Origin of the sequence: Mesorhizobium qingshengii (genome assembly GCF_900103325.1) — a bacterium.
GTDB lineage: Bacteria > Pseudomonadota > Alphaproteobacteria > Rhizobiales > Rhizobiaceae > Mesorhizobium > Mesorhizobium qingshengii.
Map to the genome: position 1 here is coordinate 111,535 of NZ_FMXM01000007.1, position 13,025 is coordinate 124,559.

15 protein-coding genes are annotated in these 13,025 nt (G+C 62.2%); 10 read left to right on the plus strand and 5 right to left on the minus strand.

Annotation, left to right across the window (positions count from 1 at the left end):
* Nucleotides 1–100 precede the first annotated feature (100 nt).
* Entirely contained in the window at nt 101–850 is a 750-nt protein-coding gene (locus BLS48_RS13290) for a phosphatase PAP2 family protein (RefSeq protein WP_244529583.1), read from the plus strand.
* Nucleotides 851–870: 20 nt separating this feature from the next.
* On the opposite strand, the gene BLS48_RS13295 is transcribed toward BLS48_RS13290, so the two are convergent.
* Together BLS48_RS13295 and BLS48_RS13300 are read right to left on the minus strand one after the other, a co-directional pair.
* Nucleotides 871–1,521 carry an FMN-binding negative transcriptional regulator gene (locus BLS48_RS13295; protein ID WP_091578246.1) on the minus strand — a complete coding sequence of 217 codons (651 nt, stop codon included), beginning with the start codon at nt 1,519–1,521 and terminating at the stop codon, nt 871–873.
* Between the two features lie 21 nt (nt 1,522–1,542).
* Nucleotides 1,543–2,217: an alpha/beta hydrolase gene (locus BLS48_RS13300; RefSeq protein WP_091578247.1), complete on the minus strand. Its 675-nt coding sequence runs from the start codon at nt 2,215–2,217 to the stop codon at nt 1,543–1,545.
* A gap of 241 nt (nt 2,218–2,458) precedes the next feature.
* Here BLS48_RS13300 and BLS48_RS13305 point away from each other — a divergent pair, with 241 nt between their 5' ends.
* The 8 genes from BLS48_RS13305 (at nt 2,459) to sufA (ending at nt 10,035) form a co-directional block, all read left to right on the plus strand.
* A complete protein-coding gene (locus tag BLS48_RS13305; protein ID WP_091578503.1) occupies nt 2,459–3,637 on the plus strand; it encodes a cysteine desulfurase family protein in 1,179 nt (392 codons plus the stop codon).
* 188 nt (nt 3,638–3,825) lie between these two features.
* Entirely contained in the window at nt 3,826–5,343 is a 1,518-nt protein-coding gene (sufB, locus tag BLS48_RS13310; RefSeq protein ID WP_091578249.1) for a Fe-S cluster assembly protein SufB, read from the plus strand.
* A 27-nt stretch (nt 5,344–5,370) separates the two neighbouring features.
* Nucleotides 5,371–6,126 (plus strand): Fe-S cluster assembly ATPase SufC, encoded by a 756-nt coding sequence (gene sufC, locus BLS48_RS13315; RefSeq protein ID WP_091578250.1) that lies wholly within the window; start codon nt 5,371–5,373, stop codon nt 6,124–6,126.
* Nucleotides 6,127–6,145: 19 nt separating this feature from the next.
* Complete coding sequence (gene sufD / locus BLS48_RS13320; RefSeq protein ID WP_091578252.1) at nt 6,146–7,414, plus strand: Fe-S cluster assembly protein SufD; 1,269 nt, start codon at nt 6,146–6,148, stop codon at nt 7,412–7,414.
* Between the two features lie 5 nt (nt 7,415–7,419).
* Nucleotides 7,420–8,664 carry a cysteine desulfurase gene (locus BLS48_RS13325; protein ID WP_091578504.1) on the plus strand — a complete coding sequence of 415 codons (1,245 nt, stop codon included), beginning with the start codon at nt 7,420–7,422 and terminating at the stop codon, nt 8,662–8,664.
* 5 nt (nt 8,665–8,669) lie between these two features.
* A complete protein-coding gene (locus tag BLS48_RS13330) occupies nt 8,670–9,062 on the plus strand; it encodes an SUF system Fe-S cluster assembly protein (RefSeq protein ID WP_091578506.1) in 393 nt (130 codons plus the stop codon).
* A 10-nt stretch (nt 9,063–9,072) separates the two neighbouring features.
* The gene (locus tag BLS48_RS13335) at nt 9,073–9,561 is read left to right on the plus strand and encodes a DMP19 family protein (RefSeq protein WP_143019426.1); all 489 of its coding nucleotides are present in this window, start codon (nt 9,073–9,075) and stop codon (nt 9,559–9,561) included.
* Nucleotides 9,562–9,654: 93 nt separating this feature from the next.
* Nucleotides 9,655–10,035, plus strand: coding sequence for a Fe-S cluster assembly scaffold SufA (gene sufA, locus BLS48_RS13340; protein ID WP_013532156.1), 381 nt, complete (start codon nt 9,655–9,657; stop codon nt 10,033–10,035).
* Between the two features lie 32 nt (nt 10,036–10,067).
* Here the strand turns inward: sufA and BLS48_RS13345 are convergent, their stop codons facing one another.
* Nucleotides 10,068–10,565, minus strand: a complete 498-nt coding sequence (locus tag BLS48_RS13345) for a GFA family protein (protein WP_091578255.1) — start codon at nt 10,563–10,565, stop codon at nt 10,068–10,070.
* 90 nt (nt 10,566–10,655) lie between these two features.
* On the opposite strand from BLS48_RS13345, the gene BLS48_RS13350 reads away from it, so the two are divergent.
* Complete coding sequence (locus BLS48_RS13350) at nt 10,656–10,979, plus strand: TfoX/Sxy family protein (RefSeq protein ID WP_091578257.1); 324 nt, start codon at nt 10,656–10,658, stop codon at nt 10,977–10,979.
* Nucleotides 10,980–10,990: 11 nt separating this feature from the next.
* On the opposite strand, the gene BLS48_RS13355 is transcribed toward BLS48_RS13350, so the two are convergent.
* On the minus strand, nt 10,991–11,908 hold the full coding sequence (locus BLS48_RS13355) for a pseudouridine-5'-phosphate glycosidase (protein ID WP_091578258.1): 918 nt from the start codon (nt 11,906–11,908) through the stop codon (nt 10,991–10,993).
* Between the two features lie 75 nt (nt 11,909–11,983).
* On the minus strand, nt 11,984–12,928 hold the full coding sequence (locus BLS48_RS13360) for a carbohydrate kinase family protein (protein WP_091578260.1): 945 nt from the start codon (nt 12,926–12,928) through the stop codon (nt 11,984–11,986).
* Nucleotides 12,929–13,025 lie beyond the last annotated feature (97 nt).

Sequence of the window (13,025 nt, forward strand, 5' to 3'; positions counted from 1 at the left end):
TGATAGGGTCGAATTTCCAATGCTCGTGAAATCGCGCCCTTCTGTTTCCCGCGGGCTCCTTGGCGTGGGGCGCCGATCCCTGGACAATTTTCGCGATACGATGCAGATCGCAAGCAAGCGCTTTGCCGTTCGACCCGCCGGCTACCCGAACATAGTGTGGCCTGTCTGGGGCCTGGTCTGGGTTTTTCTGACGGCGGCAGCGTTTGTTCGCCTCGACACTCCGGCGGGGATGCTTCGCGACCAGTGGTCGCCAAGGTTCGTTCACCTAGCCGATTTTTTCACACAGTTCGGCCTGGGTGGCTGGTATCTCATTCCATCAGCGCTTCTGCTCGTCGCCGCGAACCTGACGGACTGGCGAAGCCTTTCGAGGCGTTCGCTGATGCTGGCCTACAACTGGACCTGCCTGGCATTTCTGGTGCTGAGCGCGGTTGGTCTGTCCGGCCTGGCCGTCAATGTGCTGAAATACGCCATCGGTCGGGCCCGCCCGCTCTATTTCCACGATTTTGGTGTTCTGTCCCTGCACCCTTTCGCCTTTGATGCGCGCTTCGCCGGATTTCCGTCCGGCCATGCCACGACAATGGGCGCCGTGTTCGGGGTCGCCCTGCTTTTGTTTCCGCGCCGCTGGTACATCGCCTTGGCCATCACGGCGTGCATCGCGTCGACGCGGGTCTTTGTCGGCGCGCACTATCCCAGCGACACCGTCGCCGGCTTCGGCCTTGGCTGCGCATTCGCGCTGGCTAGTGGGCTGGTCTTTGCCCGGCTTGGCTTCATCTTTCGTCCGACAGGGTCGGGATTGCCGGTTCGCAAGGAGACGTTTTGGCTGATTGGCCCGACCAGGAAGATTGCCTGAGCGCACGGATTTGCCGAAGCCTAGTTGCCGTCGAGACCGCCATACGATCTCACCAGGCTGGCCATATCGGGTGACCGGTGGTCTTCGCTTTCCAGCCCCTGGGCAACGCCGGCGCGGTCGGCGACCGGCCGGTTCTGGCTGACCTTCCATTTGCCGTGGATTTCGTTGATCTCGATTTCCAGCCCGATGATGCCCTTGATCTGCGACTGGATGAATGGCGCTGGCGCGTCGGTCACTGCCCAGGGGGCCTCGCGAGCGCCTTCCTGGGAGGCAGTCAGATCGGCAATCTGCCGCGCCAGCCAGTCCTGGTCATCCATCACCTTGACCGTGCCGCGCACCTGCACGATGGCATAGTTCCAGGTCGGAACCACCTTGCCGGTTTCGCGCTTGGTCTCGTACCAGGACGGCGTCACATAGGCATCGCTGCCCTGGAAGACGATCAGCACCGGCGAGGCCGGATTGTCGGCCAACAGGCGCCATTGTGGATTGGCCCTGGCAAGATGCGCGCGCAGCCTGCCGTTGGGCGGCACGTCGGCATCGAGCAGGAAGGGGATGGAGTTGGCGACAGGCCCCTCGGCGCCGTTGCAAATCAACAGGCCCAGCGGATGCGCCCGGATCAGCTCGTGCAGGATGTCCGTCCGCGTTTCCTTGAATTGAGGAGGCTCGTACATCGCCTGTCGCCTCTTCCTGGTCTATCTCAGCCGCTTCGGCCGCGGATCGGACAATTCGCCGGCGAGCCGACGGTCGAGATAGTCCGCGCATTCCTCGAGCAGCAGGTCGGCGTCGTTGGCGAAGAAGTGGTTGGCGCCAGGCAAGGTCTTCTGCGTGATGGTGATGCCCTTTTGCGTGTGCAGCTTGTCGACCAGGCCTTGCACGTCCTTCGGCGGCGCCACCTTGTCGGCATCGCCATGAATGATCAGGCCCGATGACGGGCAGGGTGCCAGGAACGAGAAGTCATAGGTGTTGGGCTGCGGCGCGATCGAGATAAAGCCCTCGATCTCCGGCCGGCGCATCAGCAACTGCATGCCAATCCACGAGCCGAACGAATATCCGGCGACCCAGCAGCTTTTGGAATCCGGATGCAGCGACTGCACCCAGTCGAGTGCCGCAGCGGCATCCGACAACTCGCCGGTACCGTGATCGAATTCGCCCTGGCTTCGGCCGATGCCGCGGAAATTGAAGCGAAGCGTGGTGAAATCCCGCTTCTGGAACATATAGAAGAGGTCGTAGACGATCTTGTTGTTCATCGTGCCGCCAAATTGCGGATGCGGGTGCAGGATGATGGCAATCGGCGCACTCTTTTCCTTGGAGGGCTGGTAGCGTCCCTCCAGACGGCCGGCCGGACCGGTGAAAATGACCTCAGGCATGAAATACTCCACTTAGGTAATACGAATGCGCGGCGCCCGGAACGTATCTTCCTCTGGCCTTGACGCAGGGCGAGCGTCTTCTTAGAAGCTAGTTTAGAATTGTTCAAAACTGAGTAGCCAAAACGTCGAGCCCGGCCACTCGCGCCGCAAGCCGCGTAAATAGGACGGCTCGCCTTGGAATTTCAAGGAAATAACGCCATACGACGGCGGAATGGCTTCTGACGGGACCAACTGGACGAAAATGGCCGGACTACGCGCCTATCTCGACTACAATGCCAGTGCGCCGCTGCTTGCGGTGGCGCGCGAGGCTATGGTCGCGGCGCTTGATGTCGCCGCCAACCCGTCGTCGGTCCACGCCGAGGGGCGTGCTGCACGACGCCTGATCGAGACTGCAAGGCGTGATGTGGCAGCGCTGGTCAACGCCAAGCCCGAGCATGTCGTGTTCACCTCCGGCGCGACGGAGGCCGCCTCGACGCTGCTGACACCCGACTGGCGGATGGGGCGCGGCACGGTGCACATGAGCCGGCTCTACGTGTCCGAGGCCGATCATCCCTGCCTGTTGAATGGCGGGCGCTTCCCGGCAGCGCAGGTGACGCGGATTGGCGTCGACGCCAACGGCATCGCCGACCTTGCAGCCCTGGCCGCGGCGCTTGCCGCGCATGGCAAGGCCGATGGCCTGCCGCTGGTTGCCATCCATGCCGCCAACAACGAGACCGGGGTGATCCAGCCGATCGATCGGATTGCCGGAATCGTCGAGGCGGCGGGCGGCGTTCTCGTCGTTGACGCCGTTCAGGCCGCGGGCCGTGTTTCGATCGATATGTCAGCGGGTTACGCCGACTATCTTATTCTGTCTTCGCACAAGATCGGCGGTCCCAAAGGCGTCGGCGCCATCGTCGCCGCCTCCGATCTGATGATGCCGAAGCCCCTGATCAGTGGCGGCGGCCAGGAAAAGGGCCATCGCGGCGGCACGGAAAACCTCGCGGCCATCGCTGGTTTTGGCGCGGCCGCGCGCGAGGCTCGGACCGGACTGCCGGCCATGGATGCGGTTGGGCATCGCCGCGACGAGATCGAAGCCATCGTGAAAATGCTGGTGCCGGACGTGGAAATCTTCGGAACCGGTTCGCCAAGGCTTGCCAACACGACATTCTTCGCTATTGCGGGCGTCAAGGCCGAAACCGCGCAGATCGCCTTCGATCTGGCCGGTGTGGCTCTGTCTGCCGGCTCCGCCTGCTCGTCGGGCAAGGTCGGGCCGAGCCATGTGCTGAAGGCCATGGGGCACAGTGACAGCGCTGGCGCCTTGCGCGTGTCGATCGGTTCAGCGACCGGCGCGCAGGACATCGAGTTGTTCCGCATCGCGTTGGCGGGGATCGCCGCGCGACAAGCCGCCAGGGAAAAGGCGGACAGGGAAAAGGCCGCATGAGCGGCCAGGGATAGACAGGCTTCACGGCCTGGTAGAGCCGTGCGTTTCATGCTGGCCGGGTGAATTTCCGGTCGGAACGCACTATATGGAACTTACGCTGCCGCGGATTGCCCTTTGGGTGTTCATTTTGGCGGTGCCATAGTTTGAAAACTGCCGGGCCTTGACCCCGGCGTGGATGGAGAACGCTAATGCCTGCTGTGCAGGAGACGATCGATCGAGTCCGCAAGATCGATGTCGACCAGTATAAATATGGATTCCAGACCGAAATCGCGATGGACAAGGCCCCGAAAGGGCTGAGCGAAGATATCATCCGTTTCATTTCGGCCAAAAAGGACGAACCGTCCTGGATGCTGGAATGGCGTCTGGAAGCCTATCGCCGCTGGCTGACGCTTGACGAGCCGACCTGGGCGCGCGTCCATTACGCCAAGATCGATTTCCAGGACATCTACTTCTATGCGGCGCCCAAGAGCACGCCCGGCCCGACCTCGCTCAGCGATGTCGATCCCGAACTCTTGAAGGTCTACGAAAAGCTCGGCATTCCGCTGAGGGAGCAGGAAATCCTCGCCGGCGTGCAGAAGACCGACGCCTCGGAACTCGAGGAAGTTAGCGACAATGTCTACAAATCCGGCCGTGTCGCTGTCGACGCGGTGTTCGATTCCGTCTCCGTCGTCACCACCTTCAAGAAGGAGTTGGCGCAGGCCGGCGTCATCTTCTGCTCGATCTCGGAAGCCATTCGCGAGCACCCGGAATTGGTGAAGCAGTATCTCGGTTCGGTCGTGCCGACTTCCGACAACTACTATGCCACGCTGAATTCGGCTGTGTTCACCGACGGCTCCTTCGTCTTCGTGCCCAAGGGCGTGCGCTGCCCGATGGAACTATCGACCTATTTCCGCATGAACGAGAAGAACACCGGCCAGTTCGAGCGTACGCTGATCATCGCCGAGGAGGGGGCTTACGTCTCCTATCTCGAAGGCTGCACGGCGCCGCAGCGCGACGAGAACCAGCTTCATGCCGCGGTGGTCGAATTGGTGGCGCTCGACGATGCCGAGATCAAATATTCGACGGTGCAGAACTGGTACCCCGGCGACGCCGAGGGCAAGGGTGGCATCTACAATTTCGTCACCAAGCGCGGCGACTGCCGTGGCGACCGCTCGAAGATCTCGTGGACGCAGGTCGAAACAGGTTCGGCCATCACCTGGAAATATCCGAGCTGCATCCTGCGCGGCGACGATTCCAGCGGCGAGTTCTATTCGATCGCCGTGTCGAATGGCTATCAGCAGGTCGATAGCGGCACCAAGATGATCCATCTCGGCAAGAACACGTCGAGCCGCATCATCTCCAAGGGCATCGCCGCCGGCTTCTCGCAGAACACTTATCGCGGCCAGGTTTCGGCGCATCGCAAGGCGACCAATGCCCGCAACTTCACCAACTGCGATTCCCTGCTGATCGGCGACCAGTGCGGCGCGCACACCGTGCCCTACATGGAAGCCAAGAACTCGACGGCGCAGTTCGAGCATGAGGCGACGACCTCGAAGATTTCCGAGGACCAGAAGTTCTACGTCATGCAGCGCGGCATTCCCGAGGAGGAAGCGATCGCGCTGATCGTCAACGGCTTCGTCAAGGACGTCATCCAGCAGCTGCCGATGGAGTTTGCCGTCGAGGCGCAGAAGCTGATCGGAATCTCGCTTGAGGGCTCGGTCGGCTGACCGGACAGATATTCAGGAAACAAAAGAATGCTTGAGATCAGAAACCTGCACGCCCGCATCGTCGATGACGGCACCGAAATCATCCGCGGCTTGAACCTGACGGTGAAAGCCGGCGAGGTCGCCGCCATCATGGGTCCGAACGGTTCGGGCAAATCGACGCTGTCCTACATCCTCGCCGGCCGCGAGGACTATGAAGTGACCGAGGGCGACATCCTCTACAACGGCCGGTCGATCCTCGGAATGGATCCGGCCGAGCGCGCCACGTCAGGCATCTTCCTCGCCTTCCAGTATCCGATGGAAATACCGGGTGTGGCGACCATGGAATTTCTGAAAGTGGCCATGAACGAGCAGCGCAAGGCGCGTGGCGAAGAGCCGCTGAAGATACCGGAATTCCTCAAGCGTGTGAAGGAAGCCGCCGCCTCGCTCAGCATGGACATGGCGATGCTCAAGCGACCGCTCAATGTTGGCTTCTCCGGCGGCGAGAAGAAGCGCGCCGAGATCCTGCAGATGAAGCTGCTGGAGCCGAAGCTGTGCGTGCTCGACGAAACCGATTCAGGCCTCGACATCGACGCGCTGAAGATCGTTTCTGACGGCGTCAACGCGTTGCGCACGCCGGACCGGGCTTTCCTGGTCATCACCCACTACCAGCGCCTGCTCGAACACATCGTGCCGGATAGCGTGCACGTGCTCTACAAGGGCCAGGTCATCAAGTCCGGCGACAAGTCGCTGGCGCTCGACCTGGAAGCCAATGGCTATGCCGGCGTGATCGGCGAAGCCGCGTGAGATGCCAGAGGCAAGACTGATGAATATGCACACACAGCCCCAGCGGACACCGGCCGAGACGGCGTTGATAGACGCATTCGGCGAGCGGCTGTCGCTGCTGCCGGGCGACGGCGCGGTGATGCTGAAGCGTGACGACGCCATCGAGGCGATCAAGCACGGCCTGCCGACGCGGCGCGTCGAATCCTGGCACTACACGGACCTGCGTCGGTTGCTGAATGCGGTGCCGGACTTCGATCCGGCCGCAGCGGTCAAAGCCATTGCTCCGATCGTGGAAGGCTCGGCCGTGTTGGCCGTACTGAACGGCGTATCCAGCACGAAGGTGCCGGCCGTTGAGGGCGTCACCGTGCAGCGCCTGTCGGAAAAGCTGATCGATGGCAGCATCGCGCCGGGGCTCGATCCCTATGGCAGCGACGATGCCATCGGCGCTTTGAACACCGCTTTCGTTGCCGATGGTTATTTTGTCGACATCGCCGATGGCGTCGAACTGGACAAGCCGATCGAACTGCAGAACCTGCAGGCCGGTGGCCAGACGCATGTGCGCCTGCCGCTGCGGGTCGGCGCCGGCGCCAAGGCCGTTATCGTCGAGCGTCAGACGGGTGACGGGGCCGCTCTGGTAAGTTCGGTCAGCCAGCTCGTGCTCGGCGAGGGCGCCGAGGTGACGTGGCTGATCGTCCAGGAACAGCCGGAAACGGCAACGCATCTGGCGCAGTTCAAGGCCCATATCGGTAAGAACGCCAAACTGACGCTGTTCGTCATGAATGCCGGCGGCAAGCTCGTGCGCCAGGAGATCATGGTCAAGACCACTGGCGAGGGCGCCGACTTCAAATTGCGTGGTATCAACCTGCTTGCAGGCGACACCCATAGCGACGTGACCATGGTGCTCGACCACACCGTGCCGCATACGACCTCGACGGAAGTGATCCGCAACGTGGTGACGGGCAAGGCGCGCGGCGTCTTCCAGGGCCGCATCAACGTCCACCAGTATGCGCAGAAGACCAACGCCAAGATGGCCTGCAACACGCTGCTGTTGTCGGACGACGGTGAGTTCTCGACCAAGCCCGAACTTGAAATCTTCGCCGACGACGTCGTCTGCGGCCATGGTGCGACCGTCACCGAGATCGACCACGACCACCTGTTCTACCTGATGGCGCGTGGCATCGACGAGAAGAGCGCGCGCGGCCTTCTGGTCAAGGCGTTTGTCGCCGAGGTGATCGAGGAATTGGACGACGAGACGATTGTCGAGGCGCTCGAAGCGCGGCTTGACGACTGGTTCGTGGCACACGGGTGATCCTGATGAACGCTCCAGGCAAGATCGGAGATTTCTACGACGTCGAGGCGATCCGCCGCGACTTCCCGATCCTGTCGCGGGAAGTCTATGGCAAGCCGCTGGTCTATCTCGACAACGGCGCGTCGGCTCAGAAGCCGCAGGTGGTGCTGGATACAATCCAGCACGCCTACAGCCAGGAATACGCCAACGTTCACCGTGGCCTGCATTTCTTGTCCAATGCCGCGACCGATGCGTATGAGAAGGCGCGCGAGACTGTGCGCCGTTTCCTCAATGCGCCGAGCACCGACAACATCGTCTTCACCTCGAACACGACGTCGGCGATCAACACGGTCGCCTATGGCTATGGCATGCCCAACATCGGCGAGGGCGACGAGATCGTGCTGTCGATCATGGAGCACCACTCCAACATCGTGCCGTGGCATTTCATCCGGGAGCGGCAGGGCGCCAGGCTGGTCTGGGTGCCGGTCGACGATCTCGGCGTCTTCCACATCGAGGAATTCGAGAAGCGGCTGACCGACCGCACCAAGCTTGTCGCCATCACGCAGATGTCGAATGCCTTGGGCACGGTGACGCCGATCAAGGAGATCGTGCGCATTGCGCATTCGCGTGGAATTCCCGTACTCGTCGACGGCAGCCAGAGCGCCGTGCACATGCCGATCGACGTGCAGGATCTCGATTGCGATTTCTTCGTCTTCACCGGCCACAAGGTCTACGGTCCGTCCGGCATCGGCGTGCTCTATGGCAAGAAGGACATTCTCCTGGGCATGCGACCGTTCATGGGCGGTGGCGAGATGATCGAGGAAGTGACGGAAGACATCGTCACCTACAACGAGCCGCCGCACCGCTTCGAGGCCGGCACGCCGCCAATCGTGCAGGCTATCGGGCTGGGCGCGGCACTCGACTATATGGAAAAGGTCGGCCGCGAGCGCATTGCCGCGCACGAGGAAGACCTCAAGACCTATGCCCACGAGCGGCTGCGCGCCATCAATTCGCTGCGCATCTTCGGCGACGCACCGGGCAAGGGGGCGATCATTTCCTTCGAGTTGCAGGGCATTCATGCCCATGACGTGTCGATGGTGATAGATCGGCAGGGAGTAGCGGTCCGCGCGGGCACCCATTGCGCCCAGCCGCTGTTGAAACGTTTTGGCGTAACCTCCACATGCAGGGCATCGTTCGGCATGTATAATACCAGGGCCGAAGTCGACGCTTTGGCGGAAGCGCTCGAAAAAGCGCGAAAGTTCTTCGGGTGACGATCATGGACGACGCTAGCCATACCACAGAGACCGCACCGGATGCGGCCATCAACCCGCTGGTTTCCGCTTCGGCCATTCCCGCCGACGAATTGGCGCGGCTGACCGACGACATCGTCTCGGCGCTGAAGACCGTCTACGACCCGGAAATCCCGGCCGATATCTATGAGCTTGGCCTCATCTACAAGATCGACATCGAGGACGACCGTTCGGTCAAGATCGACATGACGCTGACCGCGCCCGGCTGCCCTGTCGCTGGCGAAATGCCGGGCTGGGTGGAAAACGCCGTCGGCGCCGTCGAAGGCGTTTCCGGCGTCGAGGTCAATATGACCTTCGACCCGCCCTGGTCGCCCGACCGCATGTCGGAAGAGGCGCAGGTCGCGGTGGGTTGGTATTGAGGGGCTGCAGGTGGAGGAATGGGAAATAGACGTTCCCGACTTCGTGCCGCCTGCAACTATGAAACTTATGCAGCGCTGGGGTGGGGATCGCTTTCTGAATGCCTGCAACGCCCCAAACGAGTTTCACTCGATCCTGCAAGAGTTGCCAGCCGATGTCGTCGACGTCCTTTGTGCGGACCTGCTATTCGGCGACGTCTTGAATGGAAGCTTCCACCAATATTTCCACAACTCATTTGGAATTACCGTGGAGCGGGCCATATCCGCGATGCAGACACTTGGCCTGCCAGATCATGCCGAAGCTGCCAGAAGTGCATTGCTGGTTTTTGGCGCAGACTTCCCTCAAGATCGCCTTGCTAGAATGGACAAGATGGACGAATTGCCGGAGACGGCATTCGACGAGGCGACTGATCGGTTCTATGCAGCCGAAGACAGCCATCCGGTAGGAATGCACGAGGTCCTGCAACGGCAAGCCAACCAATTGCTGTCGAAGGCACACTGAACGGACCGGGGTTGCGCCGGCCGACATTCTTCACCATTTTAGGTGAAGACTCATTCCGCAGGCTTTGAACCTGCGTGAACGCGGAGAAAAAGAATGGGACGCTTCGCCGTCATCACGATGACCGAAAAGGCCGCCGACCGGGTGCGCGAGATCGTCGCCACCCGCGACAACGCGCATGGCATACGCCTCGGCATCAAGAAGGGCGGCTGCGCCGGCATGGAATACACGGTCGATCTGGTGACCGAGCCCAACACCAAGGACGACCATATCGAGCGCGACGGCGCCCATGTGTATGTCGCGCCTGAAGCAGCGCTTTTCCTGTTCGGCACCGAGATGGACTTCGAGCAGACGACGCTGCGCACCGGTTTCACCTTCCACAACCCGAACCAGAGTTCGGCCTGCGGCTGCGGCGAATCCGTCGAGTTGAAGCCGGCTGACTTGAAAGCGCTGGCAGAGGCGCGGGCGTCGGCCTGAGTATTCCTCCCCCGCAAACGGGGAGAAGGATGCTAATCCACCCACATTTTCATTCGTTTGTGCCAGTCGGCGATCGATTCCTCCGGATAGACGTCGAATGTCTTGTCGCCCTTGCCGATATCAGGCTCGACCCAGTTCGCCTTGTACTTCAGCATCAGATGCACCTTGCTCGGAGGCTTCGGCAAGTCGCTGTCGATCGCCGAGGCGAAGGGATGGACCAACTCCGGCCAGGTCGGATCGTAGAGCCACAGTGCCGATCCGCATTTCCTGCAGAAATTCCGCTCGCCTGACGAGACTTCGCATTGCGGATGCTCGTCATCCTCGATCTCGGCTCGATAAACGCCGAGATTGCGCTTGCCGGTAATTTTCAGCGTTTCGTAGTCGGCGCCGAGATTGATGGCGAAGCCGCCACCACCCTGTTGCTTGCGGCAGATCGAGCAGTAGCAGAGCATGAACGGCACCGGTGTGTGGCTCTCGACCTCGAAACGCACGGCGTTGCACCGGCAGGACCCTTTGAGCAGAAGCGGCATGAAAAACTCCGACGAATTTCGTTCTCAACCTGTCAGCATGGTTTTGGTTGCGGCGATGACAATGCCAGATGCCGATGTCATGATCGCGGCATGGACAATGAACGCATAGCCGAACTTTTCGAAGGCCTTGGCCCGGTCAGCATCCGCAAATTGTTCGGCGGCAAGGGCATCTATTTCGACGGCGTCATCGTCGCCATCGTGCTGCGCGGCGAATTGATGCTGAAGGCGGACGAGCAAAGCGCGCCCGCCTTCGAAGCCGCCGGTTGCAAGCAATGGACCTATACCGGCTCGCGGCACGGCAAGCTGGTCTCCATGCCCTACTGGAGCATTCCCGACAGCGCCTTCGACGATCCGGACGAGATGGCGGTGTGGGCGCGCCGCGCCCATGAGGCGGGACGGCGCGCCGGCAAGTAGCTGCGTGGAAACTACAATGCCCTGGCGATCTTCGCCGCCAGTCGTGCATTGTTTTCGACCAGGGCGATGTTGGTCTTGAGGCTCCTGCCGCCGGTCAGTTCGAGGATTTTCGAGAGCAGGAATGGCGTCACCGCCTTGCCGGTCACGTTGAGAGCCTCGGCTGCCTGCTGCGCGGCTTCGATATAGCCGGCCATCTCCTCGGCCGGGATTTCGTGGTTCTCCGGCACCGGGTTGGCGATCAGCATGCCGCCGCCGAGCCCGAGCGCCTGCCGCGTCTGGTAGAAATGCGCGATGTCTTCCGGCTTGTACAAGGTCAACGGCGCGCGGAACGGCGAATGGCGCGACCAGAAGGCTGGCATCGTCTCGCAGCCATGGCCAACCACCGGCACGCCGCGCGTCTCCAGCACTTCCAGCGTCTTTTCGATGTCGAGGATGGCCTTGGCGCCGGCCGATACGACGATGACCGGCGTGCGCGCCAGCTCGTCGAGATCGGCGGAAATGTCAAAACTCTTTTCGGCGCCCTTGTGCACGCCGCCGATGCCGCCGGTGGCGAACACCTTGATGCCGACCATGTGCGCCGCGATCATCGTGGCGGCGACCGTGGTGCCGCCGGTGCGCCCTTGCGCGACGGCAAAGCCGAGGTCGGCGCGCGACAGCTTCATGGCATCGCCGGTCATGGCGAGCGATTCGCGCTCACCGTCCGAAAGCCCGATCTTGATGCGGCCGGCAACCACGGCGATCGTCGCCGGCACGGCGCCGCCATCGGTGATGATCTTTTCGACGTCCGCCGCCATCGCGCCATTGTCGGGGTAGGGCATGCCATGGGTGATGATGGTGCTTTCCAGCGCCACCACCGGCCGGCCAGCGGCCAAGGCTTGCGCCACCGGCGCATGGATGTCGATGAAGGGGCGGGCGGTCTCAGGGGTCATCTGTATCTCCAACCCGGAGTGCGGCGATCCATCGGGACGCGCGAGCGGCACTCCGGCACTATGAATTTGCCGGTCTCATGCCACTTCCTGCGCATCCGGCACAAGAGCCAGCGCCTCGGAGAAGGTCGCCGCGGTGAAATCGGGAACGGCGTCGGCGCTTTCGATGGCCAGCGTCGCCGCGGCGACGCCCTCGCGCAGTGCCGCGCGCAGGGGCATGCCACGCAGCAGGGCGGCAACGGTTGCGCCCGCCAGCGCATCGCCGGCGCCGGTGACATCCGCCACCTTCCTGGGCGCGGGCGGCATGACGGCAAAGGTGCCGTCGCAGTCAAAACCCAGCACCGGGCCACCGCCCGCCGTGACCACCGCGCTGTTGAGGCCGGCGCGTTTCAGACCATCAACGATGTCTGGCCCGGACGCCGTACCGTCCAGGCCAGCCAGGGCGACGGCTTCGCGCTGGTTCATGAAGACGACGGCCAGACGGCTGAGGACCGATTTCAAACGCACGATCTTGGCCGGCGAAATGGCAATGGCGAACACGGGCTTGCCGGCGGCAAGCAAAACCAGCCGTTCCAGTGCCGCCGAAGGCAGATTGGCGTCGCACAGAATGGCATTGGCGGCCGCGATCACCTCCCGCACCTTGGAACGACGAATCTGCTTGGGAAATGCCAGCTCATAGAGCGCCATGTCGGCGAAGCCGACGATCAGTTCGCCCTCGCGGTCGATCAGCGCCGTGTAGCTCGGCGTTGTCCGATCAAGGAACACGGCGGACAGGTCGGCAATGCCTGCTTCCGCGATGGCTCGCGCGACGGTATCGGCGGCGGCATCGCCGCCACGCACCGACAGCAGCGAGGCGGAGACTCCGCGCCGCACCAGACTGCGCAATGCGTTGAAGACGCCGCCGCCGACATCCTCGCGCATCGTGCCCGGATTGGAGGCGGCGGGCACGTAAGCGCCCGAAACCTGGCCGCGCCGGTCGATATGGGCACCGCCCACCGCCAGAATTCTTGGAGATTTCACCATGCCGGCGATATGACCTTTGTTATTCCAACCGCACAAGCGCTAGGCTGCGTGACGGAGTTTCGCATGCAAGGCAACGATTCGGCGGATCGAAACGGCC

Excerpts from the sequence above, each read along its gene's own strand:
- BLS48_RS13300 (WP_091578247.1), bottom strand. The coding sequence starts at position 2,217 with ATGCCTGAGGTCATTTTCACCGGTCCGGCCGGCCGTCTGGAGGGACGC.
- BLS48_RS13295 (WP_091578246.1), bottom strand. The coding sequence starts at position 1,521 with ATGTACGAGCCTCCTCAATTCAAGGAAACGCGGACGGACATCCTGCAC.
- BLS48_RS13325 (WP_091578504.1), top strand. The coding sequence starts at position 7,420 with ATGAACGCTCCAGGCAAGATCGGAGATTTCTACGACGTCGAGGCGATC.
- sufC (WP_091578250.1), top strand. The coding sequence starts at position 5,371 with ATGCTTGAGATCAGAAACCTGCACGCCCGCATCGTCGATGACGGCACC.
- sufD (WP_091578252.1), top strand. The coding sequence starts at position 6,146 with ATGAATATGCACACACAGCCCCAGCGGACACCGGCCGAGACGGCGTTG.
- BLS48_RS13360 (WP_091578260.1), bottom strand. The coding sequence starts at position 12,928 with ATGGTGAAATCTCCAAGAATTCTGGCGGTGGGCGGTGCCCATATCGAC.
- BLS48_RS13345 (WP_091578255.1), bottom strand. The coding sequence starts at position 10,565 with ATGCCGCTTCTGCTCAAAGGGTCCTGCCGGTGCAACGCCGTGCGTTTC.
- BLS48_RS13305 (WP_091578503.1), top strand. The coding sequence starts at position 2,459 with ATGGCCGGACTACGCGCCTATCTCGACTACAATGCCAGTGCGCCGCTG.
- BLS48_RS13350 (WP_091578257.1), top strand. The coding sequence starts at position 10,656 with ATGGACAATGAACGCATAGCCGAACTTTTCGAAGGCCTTGGCCCGGTC.
- sufA (WP_013532156.1), top strand. The coding sequence starts at position 9,655 with ATGGGACGCTTCGCCGTCATCACGATGACCGAAAAGGCCGCCGACCGG.
- sufB (WP_091578249.1), top strand. The coding sequence starts at position 3,826 with ATGCCTGCTGTGCAGGAGACGATCGATCGAGTCCGCAAGATCGATGTC.
- BLS48_RS13330 (WP_091578506.1), top strand. The coding sequence starts at position 8,670 with ATGGACGACGCTAGCCATACCACAGAGACCGCACCGGATGCGGCCATC.
- BLS48_RS13290 (WP_244529583.1), top strand. The coding sequence starts at position 101 with ATGCAGATCGCAAGCAAGCGCTTTGCCGTTCGACCCGCCGGCTACCCG.
- BLS48_RS13355 (WP_091578258.1), bottom strand. The coding sequence starts at position 11,908 with ATGACCCCTGAGACCGCCCGCCCCTTCATCGACATCCATGCGCCGGTG.